We start from the raw sequence: 21,795 nt of genomic DNA, 5'->3' as shown, positions 1-21,795 counted from the left end.
GCCTCCGAAAGAGCAGCAAGAACAAAAGGGAAGACTAGCCTGCAGGCCAAAGACGTGCTGACCCTGGGTGCCCATCATGCAACGTTCCGGGCAGGACGTCAAAGAAAAATAATGGTCGTTTTTTCGTACACCTCAAACGTCAGACGGCACGCCCGAATGGAACGATGGCCGACGCGCCAACCGGCTCGCAGCGCCCACGCCGACTAAGTCAGGCCGGCTTGATTGAGAGCGTACTGATGGAATCTGGCGGAAGCTCGGCGGTGAGGGTCTGCGCGTTGCACTGCACCTGCACAACCTGCGACGTGGAAAGCTCGTTGCGCATCATCGCGATGGCCGAACCATCCGGGTTGAGATAGAGCAGCGCGTCGTCCAGGGTGCCGGTCGCTTCGAGCCTGCGTGCGCCTCGGTCGACAAAGTGGGCCAGGTGCTTCAACAGGTAGTAGTCAGGGTTGTAGTGAAAGGTGCGGGCTGCGCGGTCAACCGTGACAAGCGCATTCTGCGACCAGCCCCACGTGCTGAGGCCGCCTTTTTCCAGCGCGATGTTCCAGTACATGTAGGCACTGGCGCCCGAGCGCAGGTAGTGCTTCATCAACCGCCAGCAGTAGCCGGTGTAACTCCAACTGTTGGAGCCATCGCCGCACTCCTGCTCGGACTGGTAGACGAGCAGCGTAGGGAACCGGTGATGGATCGCGGGCAGGGCGTTCTTGCCTGCCCACTGCACCCCAACCCCTTTGAGAAAAGGCGCTGCCTTCGGGTTGGCCATCGCGGTTTCGAGCAGCGCCGGGTTGCCGCGCTCAAGGGTGCCGAAGAAGATGTCAACGCCACGCTTCTGCATCTCGGGCCCGAGATACCCGATGAAGCGAGCTAGTCCTTCAGCGGTCCAGGTGCAGCTGGGAAAGTTCTGCGCGGAGTTGAACTCGTTCTGCGGCATCACCATTCCGACCGTGATCTTCTCTGCGCGGTAGGCATCGATGAAGCGGCCGAAGTAGCGCGCGTATGCCTCCAAGTAACGCGGCTCCTGAAAGAACATGTCCTCGCCCTCGCGACCCACCTGGTCGGTGCGAATGCCGTTGTCTTTCATGCCCGGGCGCGCCTGGGCTTCGGCGTAGAAGTGGTTGCGCTTCATCCAGCTCGGTGGCGTCCAGGGAGAAGCCCAGAGACGCAGCCCCGGCTGGTAGCGTTGCGCGGCGTGAATGAAAGGCAGCAGCGTCTTTCGATCGTGCTCGATCGAGAAATGTCGCAGCTCGAAGTCGCCGTCTGTTTCGTCGTAGCTGTATGCTTCGGTCGCGAAGTCGTTGGCCGCGATGGGCATGCGGCAGTAGTTGAAGCGCGCCCCGGCGTGGGGGTCGAAGAGCTCGCGCATGACGCTGGCGCGGTCCTGTTCACTGAGCGCGTTCAGTGCTGTCCAGCCGAGCTCGTTGAAGCAGGCTCCGAAGCCCTGTATCGGCGGGCTGGTCTTGTCGACGCTTGCCGGATCGATGTTGAGGTTGAGCATGTCCCAGCGAAACGTGGGCTTGTAGAGCTGGCCTGTTTGCCAGGCGCTTTGCGCCGTGGTCGTGCGGAAGCCAAGCCGGTCGTCGTGGAGCGGCTCCAGCGCGGGAAACTGCGCACGGGCTGCGGGCCAGGGTGCGAGCGCGGCCAATGCCGCCCCGCTACCGATGTGCGCGGCGCTGCCGATCAGTTGCCGTCGACTCCAGTGGGTTGGCGCCATGCTCACCGTTTGTTCCGTGTGGCGATCAGCGGCGAGCATACCACCGTGCCCATGCGTCGCGCACACGATGCACGATGCGGGCCAGGTATACGTGTTGGAGCAGCCCGTGTAGTTGGAGCGGCGCAATTACAACGCATCGCAGGGCGCGAGGTCTGCCTCCTGATGTATGCTGCTGCACCATGGAAGTTCCACGGGAAGCTACAGGGGCACACTTCGCAGGAAGCAGTCTGCGCTCTGCCTCGCGCTGGGCATGCCGGCTCGGCGGCTGTGGTGCCTTGCTCGCGATGGCAGCGACTTTCGCCGGGGCACAGGGCGCCGCTGCACCCGCACAGCTTCACGTCAATGTCGCTCACAATGTGTCGTCCGTTAGCCCCACGCTGTATGGACTGATGACCGAGGAGATCAACCACTCCTATGAGGGCGGACTCTACGGGGAGATGGTGCAGAATCGCTCCTTCCACGCTGACTGGGAAGGCGAGCCGCCGTGGGACCTCGTGCGGCATGGCGACGCAGTAGCCACGCGCTCGCTGGATTCTTCGACGGGGCCGAGCACGGCCCTGAGCTTCAGCATGAAACTTGCTGTGTCGTCGGCCTCCCCCGGCAACGAGGCGGGCCTCACCAATCCCGGGTTCTGGGGCTACGGGGTGAAGCCCGGCACCACGTACTCGGGTTCGCTCTATGCGCGGGTGGACGACGCAGGCATTGGCCCGATCACCGTACGCATGGTGAACAACGCCACAGGCGAAACAGCCGCAGAGGCACAGGTGAACCTGCTGGCCGGGCCGTGGCAGCGCTACGCATACAAGCTGGTGACTAGCCGCACGGTGAAGCCATCGATCGCAAACCATCTCGAGTTCACGGTAAGTCACGCGGGCACGGTGTGGCTGCAATCGGTCTCGCTGATGCAGCCGACGTTTCACAATCGCCCGAACGGAAATCGGATCGACCTGATGGAGCGCATGGCAGCGATGCACCCTGCGTTTCTGCGACTCCCGGGCGGCAACTACCTGGAGGGTGCCCGGCAGAAGGACTGGTACGACTGGAAGAAGACGATTGGCCCTCTGATTGACCGGCCTGGACACCCCAGCCCCTGGTTCTATTGGTCGACGGATGGGTTCGGACTGCTGGAGTTCCTGGAGTGGTGTGAGGATCTCAAGGTTGAGCCTGTGCTTGCCGTGTATGCCGGGTTTTCACTCGACGGCAGCCATGTGGCGACCGGCAAGGACATGGAGCCCTATGTGCAGTCGGCGCTGGACGAGATCGAGTATGTGACGGGGAACATCAGCACGAAGTGGGGCGCGGAGCGTGCGCGCGACGGCCACCCCGCGCCCTTTCCCCTGCACTATATCGAGATTGGCAACGAGGACTACCTCGACCATTCAGGCAGCTACACGGCACGCTTTGCACAGTTCGCAGAAGCAATCCGCAGGCGCTACCCGCAGTACAAGCTGATTTCGACGGACGGCAACAGCGAGTATGCAACCCGGGTCAACGCAGATGTCTCGGACGAACACTACTATAAGTCGCCCTCGGACATGATGGACCTGGCCCACCACTATGACGCCGCTCCGAGGAACGGCCCGAAGATCTTCGTCGGCGAGTGGGCGACGCGCTCCGGCTCACCTACCCCCAACTTTGGCGACGCACTGGGTGACGCGGCCTGGATGACGTCAATGGAGCGCAACAGCGACCTGATCGTGATGGCAAGCTATGCGCCATTGCTCACCAATGTAAGCCCGGGCGGCATGGAGTGGCCAACGGACCTGATCGGCTTCGATGCCGGAACCACGTATGGCTCGCCCAGCTACTGGGCGCAGTGCCTGTTCGCCGCGCACCTGGGCGAGCACACCGTGGAAAGCTCGGTCGCCGGAGTGGGACCTCGTTTCTTTTATTCTGCGACGGTCAGCGCCCAGGCGAAGGTGCTGCACCTGAAACTGGTCAATGCGTCGACGGTGAAGCAGCCACTTGCCTTGCGCCTGGAAGGGGTGCAGGGTGCACACATTGCCCGGATCACCTCGCTGCACGCGGCAACCATGGAAGCGACGAACTCGCTGAGCGATCCGCTGGCGATTCACCCGGTGGAGTCGGTCGCCACGATCGCAGGCAGCGCGTGGGAGCACACGGTACCAGCGCTTACGATCGAAGTGGTCGATATTCGCTACTAGCGCGCAGTACTTAGCTTTCCTGGTGGTGCCAGGAGCGATCCTGACTTGCAGCGACGCGACGAGCAGGCTGTTGGTACGCATGCGTGCGCGAGCCTGGACGTACGGAACTGCGCGACTTCCCGTTCGATTCCGGAGCATTGCCGCCGGCGTATACACCGTCTCCTTCACCGGCCGCAACGACCTAAAGTTCTACTTGACAGTTTTTCTGAACTGTCACTATAAGCTTGGTCGACTCAAAACGGCCGCCTTGTCGAATTCAGAATTGCTGCCTTGCAGTATCCGATAACGCCTTTACTGGTTGGTACGACGCAGACGACGGGAAAGCGTTTTCTCGAACACAAAGCAGAGCGAATGAGACGGGAGATGAGCAGCGCACACAAGAGCGCTCGCCGGCGTTGCCTCACCTGAAGCGCAAGTTATGGAGGCTCCACATGCGTCGCATCCAGCTCTTCTCTCTGAAACTCCTGTTGGCGTTCTGCTGTGCTTTTGCACTAGGCGCGTTCGCGCAGGAAAACGCTACGGTTACGGGAACCATTAGTGACTCCACGGGAGCGGTCGTTCCAAACGTAGCCGTCACACTTACCAATCCTGCCACCAACCAGACACGCGAAACACAGTCCAGTTCCTCCGGATCGTACGTGTTTGACAACCTGGCGATCGGCAACTACACGCTGTCTGCGACGGCACCGGGATTTCAACGTTTTTCCGAGACCAATATCGTGGTCAACGTGGCGCAGACCCTCAAGGAGGACGTGTTGCTCGTGGTGGGCAGCGCGGGCCAGACCGTGACGGTGCAGGCGAACGCGCTGCAGGTGCAGACGGAAACGAATGAACTGAGCAACCTGATCACCGGGCAGCAGGTGGTGCAGCTCGCAACTAACGGGCGCAACGTGACAGCGCTGGCCGCGCTCGGCCTGGGCGTCTCGAATACCCTGCCGGCATTTGCGGGCGTCAACGCACTTACTTCTGCCAATGGGCTTAGCTTTAACGGTACCCGCACCAGCCACAACATTTACCTGCTCGATGGAGGCGAACTGAACGATCGCGGCTGCGGCGGCTGCTTCAGTTCCCTGCCGTCCATGGATGCGCTGGCCGAGTTCCGCACACTCTCTTCGAACTACGGTCCGGATTACGGTCTTGGCTCGGGGGGCACCATCACGATGGTGCTCAAGTCGGGCAGCCATGACTTCCATGGTGAGTTGTGGGAGTTCAATCGCAACGAGGACTACGACGCGAATAACTACTTCAGCAACCTGGCCGGCCAGCAGCGGCCGGAGTTTCGCCTGAACGAGCCCGGCGGCAACATCGGCGGCCCCGTGTGGATTCCAGGCGTTTACAACAAGTCGCGCGATCGGACCTTCTTTTTCGTGAACGAGGAGTGGCGCCGGCTGATCCAGGGCACCACGCCCACGACTGCCAATACCATCGCTGCCAGCAACTTCGCCGTAGCCGGACAGAACCTGACGTACACGGTTCCCGGCGGGGGCACGACGCCGATCGTTCCTGTAACTACCGACCCCGCCAAGCTGGCACTGTATGCCGCCGACGGACTCACAGCGGGACAGCCCTTTCCCGCTGCCGGCACCGGCCAGGTGGTGATCCCATCCAACCTCTTCGACCCCAATGCTGTGCTCGAGTTAAACGCCGGGACGTTTCCACGACCGAACTTCGGCACCAGCCAGTTTGTCTCATCGGTGCCAGCACCAACCAACGTGCATGAAGACGTGATCCGCATCGATCACAAGATCAACGAAAAACTCCAGCTCATGGGGCATTACCTCCATGACTCTGTAACGCAGAACATCTTCCCGCCGCTGTGGGGCGACAGCAGTTATCCCACGGTGGGCACGCTGCTGCAAAACCCATCCTGGTCGTCGACCATCAAGCTGACGCAGGTGCTGTCACCGACGCTCTTGAACGAAACAGCGTTTCTGTACAGCGGCAACACCATTCACCTGAGTCCGCTGACCACTCCCGGCAACTCGTTTACCCAACCTTCGGGCTGGTCGGCCACGACGTTCTTCCCTTCCTCCAACAACGCCGGCCTTCGCCTGCCCGAGATCGACCTGGGAGCGCCCTACGGCACCAACTGGAGTTCCAACTACTTCCCGTGGAAGAACTCCTACGAGGGCTACCAGACGCGCGACGATCTCTCCTGGAACAAGGGCAAGCACCAGATGAAGTTCGGCTTCACGTGGCTGCATGATCCGAAGAACCAGCAACTGCAGGCGAACACCCAGGGCACGGCTGTGTTCAGCCCGAGCACGTTCTCCCAGGACTCGTATATCAACTTCATCCTTGGCGACGCGGCAAGCTTTACGCAGTTGAACTACCTTGCAGGCAAGCATTGGGTCAACGACAACTACGGCTTTTACGCCAACGATAACTGGCACATCATCCCCAAGCTGACGCTCAACCTTGGCATCCGCTTCGATGCGCTGCCGCATGCGTTTGAGCGCTTCAATCAGTTCGGCAACTTCAACCCGAACAACTACAACTTTGGCCTGGGCGACCCGGTCAATGCAGATGGCACCCTGAACCCGGCGTCGCTGCAGTCTGTGAATGGTGGGCTGTTCTACCTGAACGGTATCCAGGAAGCCGGTGTCAACGGATTCCCACGTGGCGTGGTGCAGAACAACTACGGCACCTGGCAGCCGCGCATCGGGTATGCCTATGACATCAACGGCGACGGCAAGACCGTGTGGAGGGGTGGCTTTGGCCTGTTTTTCGAACGTGTGCAGGGCAACGATGTGTACAACGCCGCGCTGAACCCGCCGTTCGCCTACCAGCCTTCGGCGACCAACGTGTACTTTTCCAATCCAAACACCAGCGCGCTTACGGGAGCCACAACGTCCCAGGCGTTTCCATCGACGCTGACCAATCTTTCCTACATCTATCCAAATCCGGCAACGGCAATGTTCAGCATGGGCGTGCAGCGGCAGTTGGCTCCGTCCATTGTGGGCGTGGTGCAATATGCCGGCTCGCTGGGCTGGCACCAGAGCGATGATCGCTCGATCAACACGCTGCCGCTGGCCAATCTCACGGCCCGGCAGGGCGTCGCGAACGGCACGCTCAATGCGAACCTGTACCGCAACTACCCGGGCTACAGCACGATCACGCAGGAGGAGACCACGACCAACTTCAGCTACCACTCGCTGCAGGTTGGCCTGAACATGGTGAACAAGCACGGGTTCACGGTGAACCTGGCGTATACCTACTCGCACGAGATCGATGACGTCAGCACCGATCTGACGCAGGTCTCCAACCCGTACAACATCGGCTATGACCGCGGCTCCGGTTCCTTTGATCGTCGCCACGACTTCAATGCCAACTACATCTACGACTTCCCCTTCTTCCTGCACAGCTCGAACGCGGTGGAACGCATGGCACTGGGCGGCTGGTCTATCTCGGGCATTACGACCGCCGAGACGGGTACGCCGGCACCGATCACTTACAACGGACCCGACGTGCTTGGACTTGGCGGCGGCACGACCAACCGTCCAAACCTGGTCGCACCGGTGCAATATCCGCATACCCGGCTCGCCTGGTTCAATAAGGCCTCGTTCGCGAGCCCCGTGGCGCCTTGGGTCAGCGCGGCAAACGGCAACGAAGGCTTTGGCAGTGCAGGCAAGGACGCCGTGGTAGGACCGGGCCTGTACAACACCAACCTCTCCCTGTTCAAGTCAATCAACTTCCGAGAGCGCGGTCCTTCGCTGCAGATACGCTTTGAAACCTTCAACACCTTCAACCACACGGAGCCAAACGCGATCGACCAGGGGACCAACGACGGGAACTTTGGACAGGTGACCTCGACCTACGATCCGCGTACCGTGCAACTCGGCGCAAAGTTTAGCTTCTAAGCTGGCACGCCGTCCACCGGCAAGGGCGCTGCGGCAAGTTCCGCGCAGCGCCCTTGCTGTTTTGCTATGCGAGGCTGCTGCGCTTTGCGGGCGTAAGCGTGGTGTTCACGATGCCGTGTGCTTCGGTTGCGGTGATCAACTGGTTTGCCTCGAGGTTGGTGTAGTGCTCCACCAGTCCATTGGTCCAGCGGATCTCGAGATCGGCATGCGCATTGGTTCCCAGCCCGAAGTGAAGGCGGCGGTCGTTCGCGGAGTAAAAGCTGGATTGCGCCATCACGGCCTGCGCCTGCACCTTGCCGCCGTACTTAACAATCACGGTGGAACCAATCGCGCTTCGATTGGTCCGGGTGCCGACAAGCAGAACCTTGAGCCACCTGCCTTCGCCGGCAACATCGTTTCGCAGCAGCGAAGGGGCTTCGTTGAGATTCACAATGACCATGTCGACATCACCGTCGTTGTCGAAGTCGCCAAGTGCAAGCCCGCGGCTGCAGTGCGGCGCAGCGATGCCGGGGCCGGCCTCTTCAAACAGTTCTTCAAACCTGCCGTCGCCGAGGTTGCGAAAGATCAACCGCGGCGTGCGTAGAGGGTACTCGGCAAACTCCATTTCCACTTCCGGATACACCGAGCCCGTGGCGACCACCAGGTCGGGCCAGCCGTTATTGTCGAAGTCGGCGAAGCCGGTGCCCCACGAGGTGTAGCGCGTTTCCACGCCGAAACCCGCGGGGAGAGTCACATCGGTGAAGTTGAGCGAACCTTCGTTGCGGTACAACACATTGGTGTCATCAGCGAAATGCGTTTTGAAGATATCTAGATTGCCGTCGAGATTGTAGTCGCCGACAGCAACGCCCATGCCGGCCTGCTCTGCTCCGTCTGCACTGAAAGCCACCCCAAGCTCCGCGCCCTCCTCGGTGAACCTGCCGTCACCCTTGTTGTGGAAGAACAGGCTCGGCGTGGAATCGGAAGCGACGTACAGGTCGGTCCAGCCGCTTCTGCCGAAGTCCGCGGCAACTGCAGTCATCGCGTAGGTTCTTGACGCAGCGGCGATCCCGGTGGGGGTCGAAACATCGCGAAAGGTGCCATCGCCATTGTTGCGGTACAGGTAGTTGCGCGGCATCGGCAGACCTCGCGGGCCGCAGTTCACAGCAACGCCCTTGAAGTTGCAGTAAGGATTGGCGCCAGGTTTGGGCAGCGCATCCAGGTGCAGGTCAACGTAGTTGGCGACGAAGAGATCGAGATGCCCGTCGCGATCATAGTCAAGAAAGGTGCAGCCGGAACCCCAGCGCGTTGCCCCTTGGTAAAGCAGGCCAGCCTGTTGCGTCACATCGGTAAAGGTGCCGTCGCCATTGTTGCGGTACAGCACATTTTGCCCGTAGTACGTGATGAAGATGTCTTCAAAACCGTCGTTGTTGTAGTCGCCGATCGTGACACCGCTCGACCAGCCGGTGCGTCGCAGACCAGCCTTTTCAGTCACATCGGTAAAGGTGCCGTCTCGATTGTTCTTGTAGAGGCGATTGGTGGCGTCGGGTGGCGCCAGGTCCATGCGCGTGCCGCCCAGCACAAAGATGTCCAGCCATCCATCGTTGTCATAGTCCAGGAAAGCCACGCCGCACCCGACCGTTTCAACGATGTACTTTTTCTGCTTGAGTCCGCCATACACAACGATCGCGGTAAGCCCCGCCTGTTCGGCCACATCTGTAAAGTGAGCTTGAAAAGGCAGCCCGCTCGCCTTGCCGCGTGGCAACGGTTTGAGGTTGCGGGAAGCGACGCCCTGTGCTGCTGCGGCTGTGGAAACGGCACACCCGGCGGCCATCCACAACATCTCCCGGCGAGACACCTGCGCTCGATTGTGCTTCATCGCACCTCGGGTTCGTGGGATCCGGGCGCCCCGGCACCGGAGATCTTCTGGATCAGGGAATCATCGGTCCTGGTGTGCAACTCCTTAGTCCGTGCGAACTCGGCGGATGCCTTTTGCTTGTCGCCCTGCTGCATGTAGATACGCGCCAGCCGGTAATGCGCATCCGCCTGCGCCGGGTCCAGCTTCACCGCGTGCTCAAAGGCAGCCACGGCCTCCGCGTTGTTCTTTCGATCGGCCGAGATACACCCCAGATCGAAGTAGGCCAGTCGAAGCTGATCATCCAGGGCAAGAGCTTTTCGGAGCAAGGGCTCGGCGGCGTCTGGGTCATTGGTGCGGAACAGTATGTCACCGAGGTACGCATAGGTCTGCGCGAAGCCGGCGTTGTTGGTCATCTCGGCTTTGAACTCGGGTACGGCTTTCTCGTAGTCAGCTTTTTTGTAGTACAGGTAGCCCAGCTCAAAATGCAGCACGGGCTCCGTGGGCGCGAGGCGTCCCGCAGCGTCGAGTTCTGCGATGGCGTCTTCCGTCTTGCCCATTCCGTCGAGTGCCTCAGCTAGCAGCATGTGCGCCTGCACCGCATCCGGGTTAACAGTCAACATATGCCGGTACTGCTGCATGGCGCAGTCGTACTGCCTGCTCCACAAGCAGCTTTGCGCCAGCACACCCTGCAGTTCCATGTTTGTCGGGTCAGCCAGGCTAGCGGTCTGCAGGTACCCTGCCGCTTTGGCGTACTGTCGCAGGCCGAAGTAACTCATGCCGAGCAGGAGGCCGCTGCGGTTGTCAGAAGGATTCTCAAGCGCCGCCGAAGTGAACGCCGGAATTGCCTGCGCAAAGTGCCCTTGCTTGAACTCGGCCACGCCCAGATTGAACGAGGCGTCGGACTGTTGGGGCCGCAGCTTCAAGGAGGTGCGGTATTCAATGGATGCCTCGGCTAACCTGCCCTGCTGTGCCAGTGCGATTCCCAGCGCCTTGTGTGCGGAAGCATCGGCAGGCTCGAGCCGCGTTATCTCGCGCCAGGCGAGTTCCGCATCGTGAAACTGGCCCGCCTGCAGGAGGGCGGCCGCGCGCTGGGTGCGTTGATCCTGCGCATGCAATGGGTGAGCCGCGCAAAAGAGCAGTGGCAACAACAGGAGCGCCCCGACCGTGTGCTGTCGCCGTGGTGCCTGAGCAAGCCGGGTTTTGCGTGGCCAGATCACGTCGAGTGATTATCCACGAAAGCCTTGTACAAGTGCTACAGCCACGTATTAGGTTGAGTTTCCAGCAGCGCTGCTGCGGGTAAGCGCACGCACACCAAAGAAGCAGCACGCGTTTAGACGGCGGCCAAGGAGAACCGGCGATGCGCAGAGTACGGGTAGCGGCCTTGTGGCTGTGGATCCTCACCCTGCCTTGCCTTGTGACAGCACAAAACACGGTGGAGCATTTACAAGGAGTGCTGGCCGCGCAGGGTAGCAAGTCCGACGCGGACATCGCGAAAATGCTGGCGGCTGTAGCCCTTTCCGAACGCCTGAGCCCTGCAGCGCTCGCGCATGTGCAGGCGCAGGCGCCGGGCCCAAGGAGCCGACAGGCGCTGGAAGTGCTTGCGGACACGTCGGCGTTTCTGCCACTGCCTGGTGCAGAAACGCCGGCCATTGCCTCGCCTGATCTTGCGACGCAGCGGCAGATCCTTGCGTTGACCGTGAACTATGTTTTGAAAACAGTGCACCAGTTACCGAACTTTTCGGCACAGCGCGTAACCACAAGCTTCAACAGCGCTCCCTGGGAGCCGGGCACAGGCGGTGCAGACCTACCCGGAGCACGGCAGCTGACCCTGCTTGGCACGCGCCGGGCAGAGGTTTCATACCGTGACGGAGGCGAGCTGGTGCATACCGGCGCGAACGACTCGGCAGAGGCGGAGCAGGGTCTCACCACCGCGGGCGAGTTCGGACCGATCCTCAACACTGCGTTGCTGGATGCGGGGCGAAGCAAGCTTGCCTGGAGCCACTGGGAGCGGAGCGCCCTGGGCATCCAGGCGGTGTTTCGTTACGCGGTGCCCGCCGCGCAGTCGCATTACGACGTCAAGTACTGTTGCACCTGGCGCCAGAATGGCGATCGCGTTTACTTTGACCGCTTCACCGGCTACCAGGGCGAGATGGCGGTCGATCCTGCGAGCGGCGCGGTGCTGCGGCTCACCCTCGTGGCCGACCTGAAGCCTACCGATCCCATTCGGCGCGCGGCCATCCTGGTCGAGTATGGGCCCGTGGTGATCGGCGGGACGACCTATATCTGCCCGACGAAAAGTGTCGCCCTATCGGTCGGGTTGGAGATCCGCAATCTGCAGCAAGGCTCTGCCAACAGCCTGGGACTGCTGCAGACTTCGCTCAATGACGTGGTGTTTGAGCAGTACCATGTGTTCCGCGCGGAGGTTCGCGTGCTCGCGGCCGGCGACGCGAGCGCGCATGGCCCTCCTTCCAGCTCCACTGCGCCGGCTGACTTACCCACGGCATCGGCGGGGCCTTCGGGCGAGAGTGCACCGGCGGCGAATAGCAGCGCTTCAACCGGCCTCCCGGTGACCAGTGCAGCGGGGCTGCCCACGCTTTCCGCTGTGAGCTCTCCAGGGGCGAGCACCCCAGAGGTGAGCGTGACAGGCACAGCCGTGATGCCGGCTGAAGCACCCTTGCAGCCAACTTCCGACTTGTCCTCACGCAACCGGGTGGAGACGCGTTCGCAAGGGAGCGCGCCGGTGATCGCGATCGCGGTGATGGCTTCCGACAGGAAGGGACGGCCGGTCACAGATCTCACCGCGAACGATGTGGAAGTCTACGACCAGGGGCGCAGGCAGCAGGCGCAGACGATTGCTGCAGAAACGATCCCGGCGGCACTTGCGACGGGTACCGCGGCAGCTCGGGTCGCCCCCGGGAACACGGGCGTTGCGCGCGCGCCCGCAGCGTACTCAAACAGCAACAGCGCCCCGCAGGGTACAGCCTTTCGGGCGGCGAACAGCGACCTCACTGCGTTGTTGTTCGACGTAGCGGGCCTGCGGTGGGCAGAGCTCGAGTCTTTGCGCGCGCAGATCCTGCGGGCACTCCCGGCCCTGCCCGCCGATGAGGCGGTGGCGCTTTACGAGGTGCGTGGGCAAACGTTCCAGGTTGTGCAGGAGGGCACACGAGACAGGGCGCTGCTGGCGTCGCGCCTGCAGCAGTGGCTACCACGGATGCAGGATCTGCTCCGCACGCAGCAGGCAGAAGAGCCTGATCAATTGGGCGCCGACGAGCATAGCGTGGGCACAGGAGCGACTGCACAGGCACTGAGCCGCGAAGTGCACGCACTGACCGCCGTGTGCTACCTGGCACATACGCTTGCGAGAACGCCAGGGCGCAAGAACCTGGTCTGGATGACGCACCCGCATGAGGTCGCGACGAGCCAGGGCAGCAGTGAGCTTGTGAACAACCTTGTGCCCCTCGCGGAGCAGGCACTGCATGATGCCGAGGTGACGCTCTATCCTCTCGATGCTGCGGCGTTAATGGCGGAGCCTGGCACAGGCAGCGTACTCGCGGGGATGCAGGCTGATGCGGGGCCGCGCACCGCGCAAGTCACGGAACCACAACAAGGGTCCGGCAATACCGCACAAAGCACGGGGAGAACGCAGGCTGCAGCGGCGGCGCCGGCAAGCGAAATGGAACAGGCAGCAGGGCGAGCAGCAATGCATGCTGTGCTGGAGCGGCTCGCGCGTGCCACCGGTGGCCGCGCACTTCGCAAGGGAGCACTGCTCTCCGGAGAACTGCCGGCGATCATCGCGGAAGGCCGGGCCGTGTGCTGGTTCAGCTTCACTCCCGATCTCGCTGCAGACAACGCGGCGCACGAACTCGCAGTGAAGCTCTCGAGCCGCCATGGTGTGACGCTGCGCTACCCTACGGGTTACCGAGCGGTGCCCCTGCCACAGACACGGCGACAGCGCTTTGACGAAGCGGTGTGGCAGCCTGGCGACACCGCGGGCATCCTGCTGCGTGCGGTGCCTGCTCCCGATGCTGGAGGCGGCAAGCTCGTGCTGTCGATCGCAACCGCAAGCGTGTCGTTCCGCATGCAGGACGAGCGCTGGACAGACAAGCTCGATATCTTCCTGGTGGAGCGGGATGAGGCAGGGTGGCAGGCCAGGATCACCGGGCAGACGCTGCAGCTTGCATTGAAAACAGAAACATTGCAATCGCTGGCTGCGAGCGGGATCCGGTTTGACCAGGCGTTGGGCATGCACCACGACTCGGCATCCGTGCGGGTGGTGGTTGTGGATGAGAACTCCGGCAACGTGGGCACTGTGACGGTGCCGGCGTACTCGCTCACGGCGGAGCCCTAGCAGGCACGCGGCCCGACATATATCTGCCGTGCAGGCTTGTGTGCTACGGGAGCCGGGGTTTAGAGTCGGGTGGCTCAACAGCAGCCGTGTCTCTGGCCTGGTGGCAAGGGCTTGCCACGTGCTCGCAAGAAGAGCCTGCGGCCTGCGAGCGCTGGCCGTCCACCTCTGATACGAACGGAAGTGATCTGTGATGAGACGTTTCCCTGTTGCTGGATTTTGCGGCATCTGCCTGGCGCTGCCCCTTGCTGCCGTCGCGCAGTCGAATCAGCCTATGTATCTCGACTCCTCGCAACCGGCAGCGGTGCGGGCGCACGACCTTGTCTCCCGCATGACCCTGGACGAGAAGGCCGCGCAGCTTGAAGACTGGGCCACGGCGATACCGCGACTCCACGTGCCCGATTATCAAACGTGGAGCGAGGCACTGCACGGCGTCGCCAACTCTGGCTATGCCACGGTGTTTCCACAGGCCATTGGCATGGGGGCAACGTGGGACCCGGCATTGGTGAAACAGATGGGCGACATTATCTCGACAGAAGGCCGCGCAAAGTTTAACCAGGCCCAGCGAGAGAACAACCATCGCATCTTCTACGGCCTTACCTTCTGGTCACCCAACATCAACATCTTTCGGGACCCCCGCTGGGGACGCGGGCAGGAGACCTACGGCGAGGACCCTTACCTGACGGGCCGCATGGGTGTGGCGTTTGTGCAGGGCGTGCAGGGCGATGACCCGGAGCACCCCAAGGCTGTGGCGACGAGCAAGCACTTTGCCGTGCACAGCGGTCCCGAGTCCACCCGTCACATCGCCAACGTGGATGTAGCCCCGCGCGACCTCGAGGAAACGTACCTTCCGGCTTTCCGCTCCACCGTGGTCGATGGCCATGTGAAGTCGGTGATGTGTGCGTACAACGCGATCGACAACACGGCGGCCTGCGCCAACACCATGCTGCTCAAGGATCACCTGCGGGATGCGTGGGGATTCAAAGGCTTCGTCGTGTCGGACTGCGCCGCGATTGTGGATGTAACGAACGGCCACCACAACGCACCGGACATACTGCATGCTGCGGCGATCTCGATTGAAGCCGGCACGGATCTCTCCTGCAGCATCTGGGCGCCGGGTTTCAACACACTCGCCGATGCTGTACGCAAGGGAGTGGTCAAGGAGGAGTTACTCACGCGCTCCGCCGAGCGGCTGTACACCGCGCGCTTCGAGCTAGGTTTGCTGGACAAGCCGGGCACCAGCGCCTTTGACAGGATTCCATACAGCGACGACGCGTCGGATGCGCATCGAGCAGTGGCGCTCAGGGCCGCGAAAGAGTCGATGGTGCTGCTCAAGAACACCGGTGCGCTGCCGCTCCGGCCCGCGGTGCGGAGCATCGCGGTGGTGGGTCCCACGGCCGCGCTGCTTACCTCGCTTGAAGGCAACTACAACGGCACATCGCTCAACGCGGTGTATCCACTGGATGGCATCGCAAGGCAGTTCCCGGGTGCAAAGATCCACTACGAGCAGGGCGCGACACTGGCCGACGGCTTCAGCGTGCCTGTACCCCGCACCGTGTTCGGCACCGGCTTGCACACCGAGTTCTTTGCCACGCCCGACTGGAGCGGCCAGCCCGTCGCCAGCCGCACAGAGCTGGATATCCAGCATGACTGGCGCGACGCGATGCCGGTGCCGCAGTTGCAGACGCATGACTACTCGGTCCGCTGGACCGGCACGATCACCCCGCCGGCTCCTGGCAAGTACACCTTTCTTGTCGAAGGCGGCTCGAACTTTCCTTACTCGCCGAAGGAGCGGTACCAGTTCAAGCTCGATGGCAAGGAACTGTCCAGCGGCGACTTCGCAGCGGGCAAGCTCGACATGGGCGGGATAAGCAGCACCGCTTCCGGCGCTTCGCCCACGGCGCCGCCTGTGATGACGGCAACCAAGCCGGCCCGGATCGAGGTGAGCTTTGCCGACACCAGGCCGCACGCGTTCAGCCTGGAGTACAGCCACTCCGGAGACCGCGCCGGCGGTGGCGCGACGCTGCGCTGGGAAGCACCTGCGGAGGCGCAGCTTGCCGAGGCTGTGACCGCGGCGAAGGAGTCCGACGTGGTGCTCGCCTTTGTGGGGCTCTCGCCGCAGCTTGAGGGCGAAGAGATGCCCATCAAGATCGACGGGTTCAATGGTGGCGACCGCACCAGCATCGCGCTGCCGGCGGCCCAGCAGAAGCTGCTCGAAGCCGTGGCTGCAACGGGCAAGCCGGTCGTGGTGGTGTCGCTCAGCGGCAGCGCCATCGCGCATACCTGGGCAAAGGAGCATGCCGCGGCGGTCCTTCAGGCGTGGTATCCCGGTGTCGAGGGCGGCACGGCCATTGCGCAAACACTCGCCGGCGTGAACAACCCGGCCGGGCGGCTGCCGGTGACCTTTTACGCAGACACGCAGGACCTGCCAGCGTTTACCGACTACTCGCTCAAGAATCGGACCTACCGCTACTACACTGGCACGCCGTTGTGGGGATTCGGCTACGGGCTGAGCTATGCCAGCTTCACCTATGGCAAGGCCAGGATATCCGCGCCAACCGTGGAAGCCGGCCAGCCGCTTACAGCCACCGTGACGGTTACCAATACCAGCAAGCTCGCGGGAGAAGAGGTGGCGGAAGCGTACTTGAAGACGCCGCAGCCGGATGGACCACGGCATGCGCTGGCAGGCTTCCAACGCGTCGCGCTGGGGCCTGGCGAGAGCAAGGAGGTTTCGATCACGCTGGCGCCGCGCTCACTTTCCAGCGTGGACAACCAGGGACAGCGCTCGATCCTGCCCGGCACCTACCAGCTGACCGTGGGCGGTGCGCAGCCGGCCGAGGCCAGGAGCAAGTCAGAAGCTTCATTCCAGGTAAATGGCACGATGCCGCTGCCGAAGTAACCACGCCCCGCACGGGAGCGAGTGGAGCACGGGGCAGGGTGCTGCCGGCATCCTGCCCCTGCCGAGCCCGTGACCTTCGTTGAGACCGGCTGTCAGAAAGAGCGCGCACGAGCGGCAAGGTTCGTTTCGGCCAGAAGATAGCCAGAGTTTTGCGCAAAGAAGGTGACTTCCGGCGCAAGCTTGTGAATGATGAAGGGTATCCATGGCAAACAGCACCCCTTCCTCTCGCCCCCGCCGGTTCAGCCACCACACCTACAACCGCCTGCTGCTGTTTATCGCCGGGCTTGGCGGCCTGCTGTACGGCGTGGACGTTGGCATCATCGGCGGGGCACTGCCGTACCTGGAAGCCACCTCGGGCCTGAATGCCGGGCAGCTTTCGGTGATCGTGGCCGCGGTGCTGCTGGGCAGCGTGTTTTCGACGCTGTTCGCCGGGACGCTGGCTGACCTGTTCGGGCGCAAGCCGCTGATGACGCTGAGCGGCCTGCTGTTTATCGCGAGCATTCCGATCATTGCCCTGTCGCATGGGTATGGGCCGCTGTTCCTGGGTCGCCTGCTGCAGGGCATCAGCGGCGGATTTATCGGCGTGGTGGTGCCGCTGTACCTTGCGGAGTGCCTCGCGCCGGAAACACGCGGCAAGGGCACCGGCATCTTTCAATGGCTGCTGACGCTGGGCATCTTCGGGGCCGCGGTGATCGGCATTTACTACAGCTACCGCGTGGGCGCGGTAGCACGCATCGCGGGGCCAGCTGAGCTGTTCCACTTCAAGGACCAGGCATGGCGACGCATCTTCTGGGTGTCGATGCCGCCCGGGATCCTGTTTGTGGTGGGCACCTTGTTCGTAGCCGAGTCGCCGCGCTGGCTGGTGCGGCGCGGCCAGCCCGAGCGCGCGCGGGCGTCGCTGCTGCGCTCCACCACTCCGCACGAAACAGAAACAGAGCTGGCGCAGATACAGGCGCTGCATATGGCCTCGCAAGGAAAAACCGCGGCTACCGAGCACAAGGGCAGCCTGCTGCAGCGGCGCTACGTTGTCCCTTTCGTGCTGGCCTGCGTAATCCTGATGTGCAACACGGCCACCGGCATCAATTCGATCGTCGGCTACAACACCGGTATCCTGCTGCAAAGCGGGTTGTCTGACCTGAGCGCGCACTGGGGCTACGTGCTGTTTACCGCGGTGAACTTCGGCATGACGCTGGTGGGCACGAGCCTGGTGGATCGCAAGGGACGACGGGCGCTGCTCACTGTCGGCACCATCGGCATCGTGGTCTCTATGCTCGCCGTAGGCCTCCTGTTCCGGCAGGCCGAGGGTTCCACGGTGGACTGCCGCGCGGCGGTGCAGGCACGGGTCAGCCCGGCGCAGGATCTCGATCTGCACTTCAACGCGAACGAAGCCGCACAGCTTCTGAACCAGGGCGGAAGTCCGCAGGCATTGGTCTCGCCCGAGCATGTCTCGCTAGCGGTGATCTACTCCTACGGCGGGTTTACCGGCGCGACCACGTTTGTGCGTTCAGACGACACGGCGGCGGCACCGATCCATATTTCGCGTGAGGGCACGGTGCCTTCGTCCGCGGTGGAGGCGTTCTTCAAGAATCCCTTTGCCGATCGCAATGCCGCACGAACCGCGCCGCTGCACATTGAGCGCGCGCTGGTGGGGCAGATCCCCACGGCCAACCACGGGTGGCTGGTGGCCGCAGGGCTTTACCTGTTCATGGCGTTTTACGCGGTGGGCCCCGGCGTGTGCGTCTGGCTGGCCTTGTCAGAACTGATGCCGACGCGGATCCGCTCGGTCGGCATGAGCATCGCGCTCGTGCTCAACCAGGTGGTGTCGACCCTGCTGGCGATCCTGTTTCTCCCCGTGGTCAGCAAGTACGGCTACTCCACCATGTTCTTCCTGTTTGCGGGTTTCACCATGGTGTATGTGCTGACCGCGGTGCTGTTCCTGCCGGAGACCAAGGGCAAGTCGCTCGAGGCAATCGAGCAGTACTTCAGCGGCAACAAGCGGGCGCTCGACGCATAAGCGCAAGCGGGTGGCAGGATCGGCATTGCGAATGCCAAGACGGAGCGGCAGCTTCTTCGCTATGCTGATCAGGCCCGGCCACCCCACCCTGTTCGCCCCGAGGACCCTGCATGAAGCGTTGCACCCGCTGTTCTTCCACGGCTTTGCTGGCCGCCCTGTGCATGACTGTTCCGATGTCCGGCCATGCGCAGGCGCAGCCCTCCACGCTCACGATTGATGCGGGCGCGGCCCGGGCGAAGAGCAGCCCAACCCTGTACGGGTTGATGACCGAAGAGATCAACTACTCCTACGACGGCGGTTTGTACGGGGAGCTGTTGCGAAACCGCACGTTCCGCAGCAGCTGGTCGGGCGTGGAGCACTGGACACTTTCGCAGCAGGGCGATGCCCGCGCGTCCATGACGCCGGACCAGGCCACGGGACCAAGTGCCGCGCTGCCCACCAGCGTGAAGCTGAGCGTTGCTTCGGTGAGCCCCGGCGCGGGCAATGCCGCGGGCATCGCGAACGAAGGCTACTGGGGCATTGCCGTGCGGCCGCACACCACGTACCAGGCGTCTTTCTACGCCAAGGCGGCCAAGCCGGGCAGCACCGTCACGGTGGCACTGGTCAGCGACGACACCGGCAAGGCCGTGGCCGAGCAAACGGTCCCGGGCGTCGGCAGCGACTGGCAGAAGTACAGCACCACACTGCAGACCGGCGAGCTTGTGACTTCCGAACGCTACCACTTTGTGCTGTCCGTGGCCGAGCCCGGCACCTACTGGTTCGGACTTGCCTCGCTGTTCCCGCCGACATACAAGGGGCGCGTGGGCGGCAATCGCATCGACCTGATGGAGAAGCTCGCCGCCATGCACCCGACGTTTCTGCGCATGCCCGGCGGCAACTATCTCGAGGGTGACCACATTGCGGAGCGCTTCGACTGGAAAAAGACGATCGGTCCCATGGTGGACCGGCCCACCCACCAGGGCCCTTGGAGCTATCGCAGCTCGGATGGCATGGGCCTGCTGGAGTTCCTGGAGTGGTGTGAAGATCTTGGCATCCAGCCGGTGCTGGCGGTCTACGGCGGGTACTCCCTGCAACAGGAGCACGTGGAACCCGGCGCGGCGCTCGCTCCCTATGTGCAGGATGCTCTGGACGAGATCGAGTACGTGACGGGTGCGGCGACGACGCGCTGGGGTGCGGAGCGCGCCAAGGACGGGCACCCGAAACCGTTCACGGTGCACTATGTCGAGGTCGGCAACGAGGACAACTTCGATAAGTCGGGCAGCTACGACAAGCGGTACGCGCAGTTCTACGACGCGATCAAGGCGCAGTATCCGCTGCTTTCAATCATCGCGACCACTGCCGTGAAGGGGCATGCGATGGACGTGGTGGACGACCACTACTACAAGACCGCGCAGGAGTTTTTCGACGACGTGCACCACTACGACAAAACCGACCGCGACGGCACCAAGATCTTTGTGGGTGAGTGGGCCACGCGCGAAGGGCTGCCCACGCCGAACTTCGGCGCGGCGCTTGGCGATGCGGCGTGGATGACGGGCATGGAGCGCAACAGCGACGTGATCGTGCTGAGCTCCTACGCGCCGCTGTTCACCAACATCAACCCGGGCGGGCTGCAGTGGGACACCGACCTGATCGGCTACGACGCCATGCGGTCCTACGGCTCGCCGAGCTACTATGCGCAGGTGCTGTTCGCGCAGCACCATGGTGACGAGATTCTCCAGAGTGCGTTCGCGGACGGTGCCGAGCCGTTGCGGGTGTTCCAGTCGGTGACGCGCGATTCGCGCAGCGGTACGCTCTACCTCAAGCTGGTGAATGCCAACACCACGGCGCAGTCGGTACACCTGGATCTCCATGGCGCAAAGCAGGTGGGTACGACGGGCCACATGTACATGTTGTCCGCCCCATCGACCGCGGCAACCAACACCATCACGGAACCGACCCGCATTGTGCCGGCCGAGCATGATGTGCAGGGGCTGGGCGCGAGCTTTGAGCTGGTGCTGTCGCCCTTGTCGATCAACGTGCTCGAGGTCCCGAGCAGCCGCTGACCTCCCTGTTTCGTCACGAACTGCGGCGAAAGCGAGTGGCATGCGAAGCAACGCGCATGCCCCGGTTCTCGCCGCACAAGGCAGTGCCAGCACAGCAAACGTCGCAAAAACGTATGCTGAACACGGACAAACCATGCGCAGCTTCCTCTTGATCGCCCTCGTTCCCGCTCTTTGCGTCTCCCCTGCGCTGCTCTCCGCCCAGGTGGCGACGCCCGCTGCAACCGCTTCCAGCATGCTGTCCCCGGCGCTCGGCACCCTGCGCCAGAGCCTCGCCGCAGTGCATCTCGACAAGTGGAAAGCGCCCGGCGGGGTGCGCGAAGAGGCCAACAGCAACATCGCGTCCATCACCCGCGACCTGGACGGCACGCTGCCCGGGCTGCTGGCCACGGCGGATGCCGCCCCCGGCGTGGTGTCGCAGAACCTGCCCGTGTTCCGCAATGTGGACGCGCTGTACGATGTGCTGCTGCGCGTGGTGGAGACCGCGGACCTGTCCGCACCCGACACCGACACGGACCGGCTCCACACCGCGCTGAGCACGCTCGAAGACGCGCGCAGAAACTTTGGCGACCTGTTGCAGGGTGCAGCGGTGGCTCAGGAGCAGCAGTTGGCCAGCACCACCGCGCAGCTGCGGGCCCAGGCGGCGGTAAGTGCGCCCCGAGCAGCGGTAGCACCCACCATGGTGACCGACGGCGACAAGACCACGGCAACGGCCACCCACAAGAAAAAAGCAGTGAAGCCGAAGCCGGCCGCGCCAAAACCGACCACGCCCCCAGCGCAGTAGGCCAGTCGGGGGTTGCCCTGGTTCCTGGCGGCGTGACCGTAGGCGGCAGCGGGAAGATTTTTCCAGGAACCGTGCAAGCCGTACCGGTGTCTGCCCTGAAAGCAGGCATTTCGCGGCAACGACCCAGATTCCGCTCCGCCGGGA

At 62.9% G+C, this 21,795-nt stretch carries 10 protein-coding genes; 7 read left to right on the top strand and 3 right to left on the bottom strand.

Going from position 1 to position 21,795, the window contains the following annotated elements; genetic code table 11:
• Positions 1 to 208 precede the first annotated feature (208 nt).
• The gene (locus D1Y84_RS10065; protein ID WP_124848388.1) at positions 209 to 1,711 is read right to left on the bottom strand and encodes a beta-glycosidase; all 1,503 of its coding nucleotides are present in this window, start codon (positions 1,709 to 1,711) and stop codon (positions 209 to 211) included.
• A gap of 284 nt (positions 1,712 to 1,995) precedes the next feature.
• Here D1Y84_RS10065 and D1Y84_RS10060 point away from each other — a divergent pair, with 284 nt between their 5' ends.
• Positions 1,996 to 3,876 carry an alpha-L-arabinofuranosidase C-terminal domain-containing protein gene (locus tag D1Y84_RS10060; protein ID WP_124848387.1) on the top strand — a complete coding sequence of 627 codons (1,881 nt, stop codon included), beginning with the start codon at positions 1,996 to 1,998 and terminating at the stop codon, positions 3,874 to 3,876.
• Between the two features lie 431 nt (positions 3,877 to 4,307).
• Entirely contained in the window at positions 4,308 to 7,736 is a 3,429-nt protein-coding gene (locus D1Y84_RS10055) for a carboxypeptidase-like regulatory domain-containing protein (protein ID WP_124848386.1), read from the top strand.
• A 64-nt stretch (positions 7,737 to 7,800) separates the two neighbouring features.
• Here D1Y84_RS10055 and D1Y84_RS10050 read toward each other — a convergent pair whose 3' ends face one another.
• Both D1Y84_RS10050 and D1Y84_RS10045 read right to left on the bottom strand, forming a co-directional pair.
• Positions 7,801 to 9,591 (bottom strand): CRTAC1 family protein, encoded by a 1,791-nt coding sequence (locus tag D1Y84_RS10050; RefSeq protein ID WP_124848385.1) that lies wholly within the window; start codon positions 9,589 to 9,591, stop codon positions 7,801 to 7,803.
• On the bottom strand, positions 9,588 to 10,787 hold the full coding sequence (locus D1Y84_RS10045) for a tetratricopeptide repeat protein (RefSeq protein ID WP_124848384.1): 1,200 nt from the start codon (positions 10,785 to 10,787) through the stop codon (positions 9,588 to 9,590). The genes D1Y84_RS10050 and D1Y84_RS10045 overlap by 4 nt, the downstream gene beginning before the upstream one ends.
• A 140-nt stretch (positions 10,788 to 10,927) precedes the next feature.
• On the opposite strand from D1Y84_RS10045, the gene D1Y84_RS10040 reads away from it, so the two are divergent.
• The 5 genes from D1Y84_RS10040 to D1Y84_RS10020 all read left to right on the top strand — a co-directional run bounded on the left by D1Y84_RS10040 (position 10,928) and on the right by D1Y84_RS10020 (position 21,651).
• Positions 10,928 to 13,918, top strand: coding sequence for a VWA domain-containing protein (locus D1Y84_RS10040; RefSeq protein WP_124848383.1), 2,991 nt, complete (start codon positions 10,928 to 10,930; stop codon positions 13,916 to 13,918).
• A 190-nt stretch (positions 13,919 to 14,108) separates the two neighbouring features.
• Positions 14,109 to 16,814 (top strand): glycoside hydrolase family 3 C-terminal domain-containing protein, encoded by a 2,706-nt coding sequence (locus D1Y84_RS10035; RefSeq protein WP_124848382.1) that lies wholly within the window; start codon positions 14,109 to 14,111, stop codon positions 16,812 to 16,814.
• A 202-nt stretch (positions 16,815 to 17,016) separates the two neighbouring features.
• A complete protein-coding gene (locus D1Y84_RS10030) occupies positions 17,017 to 18,828 on the top strand; it encodes an MFS transporter (RefSeq protein WP_124848381.1) in 1,812 nt (603 codons plus the stop codon).
• Positions 18,829 to 18,938: 110 nt separating this feature from the next.
• Positions 18,939 to 20,870 carry an alpha-L-arabinofuranosidase C-terminal domain-containing protein gene (locus D1Y84_RS10025; RefSeq protein ID WP_124848380.1) on the top strand — a complete coding sequence of 644 codons (1,932 nt, stop codon included), beginning with the start codon at positions 18,939 to 18,941 and terminating at the stop codon, positions 20,868 to 20,870.
• A gap of 133 nt (positions 20,871 to 21,003) precedes the next feature.
• A complete protein-coding gene (locus D1Y84_RS10020; RefSeq protein WP_124848379.1) occupies positions 21,004 to 21,651 on the top strand; it encodes a hypothetical protein in 648 nt (215 codons plus the stop codon).
• Positions 21,652 to 21,795: the final 144 nt, after the last annotated feature.

This window comes from Acidipila sp. EB88 (genome assembly GCF_003858395.1).
In the GTDB taxonomy this organism is placed as follows: domain Bacteria; phylum Acidobacteriota; class Terriglobia; order Terriglobales; family Acidobacteriaceae; genus EB88.
Note: the sequence above shows the minus strand (reverse complement) of the source record. Positions and strands in the feature narration are given on the sequence as shown.